Source organism: Actinoalloteichus spitiensis RMV-1378 (genome assembly GCF_000239155.1).
Lineage (GTDB): Bacteria > Actinomycetota > Actinomycetes > Mycobacteriales > Pseudonocardiaceae > Actinoalloteichus_B > Actinoalloteichus_B spitiensis.
The window spans coordinates 1-4011 of sequence record NZ_AGVX02000337.1; the positions used below are offsets into that span (position 1 = coordinate 1).

Annotated in this window: 4 protein-coding genes; 3 read left to right on the forward strand and 1 reads right to left on the reverse strand. The window is 71.5% G+C overall.

Annotation, left to right across the window (positions count from 1 at the left end):
• On the forward strand, positions 1 to 1156 hold a 1156-nt coding region (locus ACTIDRAF_RS0215230), incomplete at its 5' end, for a leucyl aminopeptidase (protein ID WP_016699590.1).
• Between the two features lie 117 nt (positions 1157 to 1273).
• Here ACTIDRAF_RS0215230 and ACTIDRAF_RS0215235 read toward each other — a convergent pair.
• Positions 1274 to 1627, reverse strand: coding sequence for a hypothetical protein (locus ACTIDRAF_RS0215235; RefSeq protein ID WP_026066141.1), 354 nt, complete (start codon positions 1625 to 1627; stop codon positions 1274 to 1276).
• Between the two features lie 283 nt (positions 1628 to 1910).
• On the opposite strand from ACTIDRAF_RS0215235, the gene lpdA reads away from it, so the two are divergent.
• Together lpdA and ACTIDRAF_RS0215245 are read left to right on the forward strand one after the other, a co-directional pair.
• Positions 1911 to 3293, forward strand: a complete 1383-nt coding sequence (gene lpdA / locus ACTIDRAF_RS0215240; RefSeq protein ID WP_016699592.1) for a dihydrolipoyl dehydrogenase — start codon at positions 1911 to 1913, stop codon at positions 3291 to 3293.
• A gap of 56 nt (positions 3294 to 3349) precedes the next feature.
• The coding region (locus ACTIDRAF_RS0215245; RefSeq protein ID WP_016699593.1) for a biotin/lipoyl-containing protein at positions 3350 to 4011 on the forward strand (662 nt) is incomplete at its 3' end.

The following is a 4011-nucleotide window of genomic DNA, read 5'->3' on the forward strand; positions in this document are numbered from 1 at the left end:
ACACGCCGTCAGCCTGCTGTCCCTGCTGGACCTCGGCGCGGCGGCGCAGGGCACGCTCCTCGGCGCCTACCGCTTCACCCGGTACCGCACCGAGCCGGGCGACGCCCCCGTCGGCCGGGTGGAGTTCGTGCTCCCCACCGCCGTCGAGGGTGACCCGCAGGCCACGCTGACGGCGGCCACCGCCATCGCCTCCGCCGTGAACACCGCCAGGGACCTGGTGAACACCCCGCCGAACGACCTGTTCCCCGAGTCGTTCGCCGAGCGCGCCAGCGACCTGGCGAAGGAGGCCGGTGTCGACATCGAGGTCCTCGACGAGAAGGGCCTGCGCAAGGGCGGGTACGGCGGCATCCTCGGCGTGGGCGGCGGTTCGACGCGCGGCCCGAGGCTGCTGCGCCTGCGTTACGCCCACCCGCGCGCGGTGAAGAAGGTGGCGCTGGTCGGGAAGGGCATCACCTTCGACAGCGGCGGCATCTCCCTCAAGCCGCCGGCGGACATGGACCAGATGACCTCGGACATGTCCGGCGCCGCCGCCGTGGTCGCCAGCGTCGTCCTCGCGGCGCGGCTCAGGTACCCGCTGGAGGTCATCGCGCACGTTCCGCTCGCGGAGAACCTGCCATCCGGCACCGCCTACCGGCCTGGTGACGTGCTCACCATGTACGGCGGGAAGACCGTCGAGGTGCTCAACACCGACGCGGAGGGCCGCCTGGTCCTCGCCGACGCCATCACCCGGGCCGCCGAGGACGACCCCGACTACCTGATCGAGACCTCGACGCTGACCGGCGCGCAGGTCGTGGCCCTGGGCAAGCGCACCCCGGGCGTCATGGGCGAGGACGAGTTCCGCGACCGGGTCGCGGAGATCGCCAGGGCCACCGGTGAGGGCGGTTGGGCGATGCCGCTGCCGGAGGAGCTGCGCGGGGACCTCGACTCCAAGCTCGCGGATCTGGCGAACGTCACCGGGCACCGCTGGGGAGGGATGCTGGCCGCCGGCATCTTCCTGCGGGAGTTCGTGAAGGACGGGCTGCCCTGGGCGCACATCGACATCGCCGGCCCCGCCTTCAACGACAAGGGCGCCTGGGGCTACACGCCCAAGGGCGGCACCGGGTTGCCGGTGCGCACCATCGCCGCCGTGCTCGCCGACATCGCCGAGCACGGCTGACCGGGCCCGCGCCCGACGGCGGCACGCCCGGGCCGCGAAGTTGAGGCAGATCACTCCGCGACCCCCGCCACCGCCGCGTGCCTCGCGCCGCCGCCCCGAGGGGGGCGGGCCGCTCGTTCAGTCGGTCCGCCCCTCCCCCTCGGCGCGTTTGCGTAAGGCCCGCTGCCGGGCCGTGTAATCGCGCATCCGTTGCGGATACCCGACGAGGGCCACGTCGTAGACGGGCATGCTCAGCTTCCTGGCGAACTGCTTCGCGCCCTCGGGGCCGTCGATGCGTCGCCGCGTCCACTCCCCGTCGTGCGCGATGAGGACCACGGTCGTCTCGGTCACCGCGGTCCTCGGCTCGACGTAGGCCTCCACGCCCCGCCGCGCCGCGGCCCACTCCTCCAGGTGGCTGGTGTCAGCTTTGGTCGAGGTACGCAGCGTCCCGGGACGCTGACGACGACGCCGGAACCGATCGAAAAGACCCACAACGGACACCTCCTGTTCGCTTGTCCCGATCCTGCCAGCACGGCTGGCACCACGGGTGCCTCCTCGGCAACGGTTTCGGCGGACGGCCCGTTCCCGTCGGCCACCACGCGGAGGACCCGGCGCGTGCACCGTGGGTGATCCGCCCCGCCACGGGGGGCCGCCCAGCCGGACCCCTTCACCAACTGGCGATACGTGGTGACAAGATGGCACCGGGTACCCCGCCGAGGCGACCTAGGGTGTATCCCGTAAGCGATTTCGCCAACCTGCCTGTCAAGGAGATCCCGTGACTGACACCTCCGCCGATCTCGTGATCCTCGGCGGCGGCTCCGGCGGCTACGCGTGCGCCCTGCGCGCGGCAGAGCTGGGTCTGTCCGTTGTCCTGGTCGAGAAGGACAAACTCGGAGGAACCTGCCTGCACCGCGGCTGCATCCCGACCAAGGCGCTGCTGCACGCGGCCGAGGTGGCCGACTCGGCCCGGGACGGTGATCAGTTCGGCGTGAAGAGCTCCCTGGAGGGCATCGACATCGCCGGGGTCAACTCGTACAAGGACGGTGTCGTCAACCGGCTCTTCAAGGGCCTCCAGGGTCTGGTGAAGTCGAAGGGCATCACCTACGTCAACGGCGCCGGCACGCTGACCTCCCCGACCACGGTGGAGGTGGAGGGTGCCACCTACACCGGCCGCCACGTCGTGCTCGCCACCGGCTCCTACGCGCGCAGCCTGCCGGGTCTGGACATCGGCGGCCGCGTGATCACCAGCGACCAGGCGCTGAACCTGGACTTCGTGCCGGAGCGGGTCGTCGTGCTCGGCGGCGGGGTCATCGGCGTGGAGTTCGCCAGCGTGTGGCGGTCCTTCGGCGCGGAGGTCACCGTGGTCGAGGCGCTGCCCCGCCTGGTGCCCAACGAGGACGAGTACCTCTCCAAGCAGCTGGAGCGCGCGTTCCGCCGCCGGGGGATCACCTTCAAGACCGGGGTGCGGTTCACCGGGGTCACCCAGGACGACACCTCGGTGTCGGTGAACCTGGAGTCCGGGGAACAGCTGGACGCCGACCTGCTGCTGGTCGCGGTGGGCCGTGGCCCCAACAGCGCGGGACACGGCTTCGAGGAGGTCGGCGTCGCTACCGACCGCGGTTTCGTGGTGACCGACGAGCGCCTGCGCACCAGCGTGCCCGGCGTGTTCGCCGTGGGTGACCTGGTCCCCGGCCTCCAGCTCGCGCACCGGGGCTTCCAGCAGGGCATCTTCGTCGCCGAGGAGATCGCCGGGCTGAACCCGTCCACCATCGACGAGGCCGGCATCCCCCGGGTCACCTACTGTGAACCCGAGGTCGCCTCCGTCGGCCTGACCGAGACCGCGGCGAAGGAGAAGTACGGCGAGGTCCAGACCCTCGTCTACGACCTCGGCGGCAACGGCAAGAGCCAGATCCTCAAGACGTCCGGGGCCGTGAAGCTGGTCAAGGCCGGCGCCAAGGGCCAGGACGGCCCGGTGGTCGGCGTGCACATGATCGGCGCGCGGGTCGGCGAACTGATCGGCGAGGCACAACTGATCTACAACTGGGAGGCGTTCCCCGGCGAGGTCGCGGAGCTGGTGCACGCTCACCCCACCCAGAACGAGGCTCTCGGGGAGGCACATCTCGCCTTGGCCGGTAAGCCCCTGCACGCGCACGGCTGAAGCCGGAGCGAGGAACTAAGTCCCACGAGCGACTAGCACGAGGAGTCAGCGAAAAGATGGCCTTCTCCGTCCAGATGCCGGCGCTCGGTGAGAGTGTCACCGAGGGCACCGTCACACGGTGGTTGAAGAAGGAAGGCGACCGGGTCGAGGTCGACGAGCCCCTGCTCGAGGTGTCCACCGACAAGGTGGACACCGAGATCCCCTCCCCCGCCGCCGGAGTACTGCGGCGGATCATCGCCCAGGAGGACGAGACCGTCGAGGTCGGCGCCGAACTCGCCCAGCTCGACGACGGTTCGGGCGAGGAACCGGCGTCCGGTGCCGCCACCCAGGAGCAGCCGGCCGAGTCCCCCGCGCCGACTCCCCAGCCCGCCGAGCAGCCCGCTCCGGCCCCGGCGGCGGCCGGGTCCGGGAACGGCGGCGGTGCCGCCGAGGGCACCCCGGTGGAGATGCCGGCGCTGGGTGAGAGCGTCACCGAGGGCACCGTCACACGGTGGTTGAAGAACGTCGGGGACAGCGTCGAGGTCGACGAGCCCCTGCTCGAGGTGTCCACCGACAAGGTGGACACCGAGATCCCCTCCCCGGTCGCCGGCACCCTGCTGGAGATCGTGGCGGGCGAGGACGAGACCGTCGAGGTGGGTGGTCGACTCGCGGTCATCGGTTCCGGCGCGCCGGCCCAGGCCCAGGCTCCCGCCCAGGAGGCGCCCGCCGAGGCACCGGC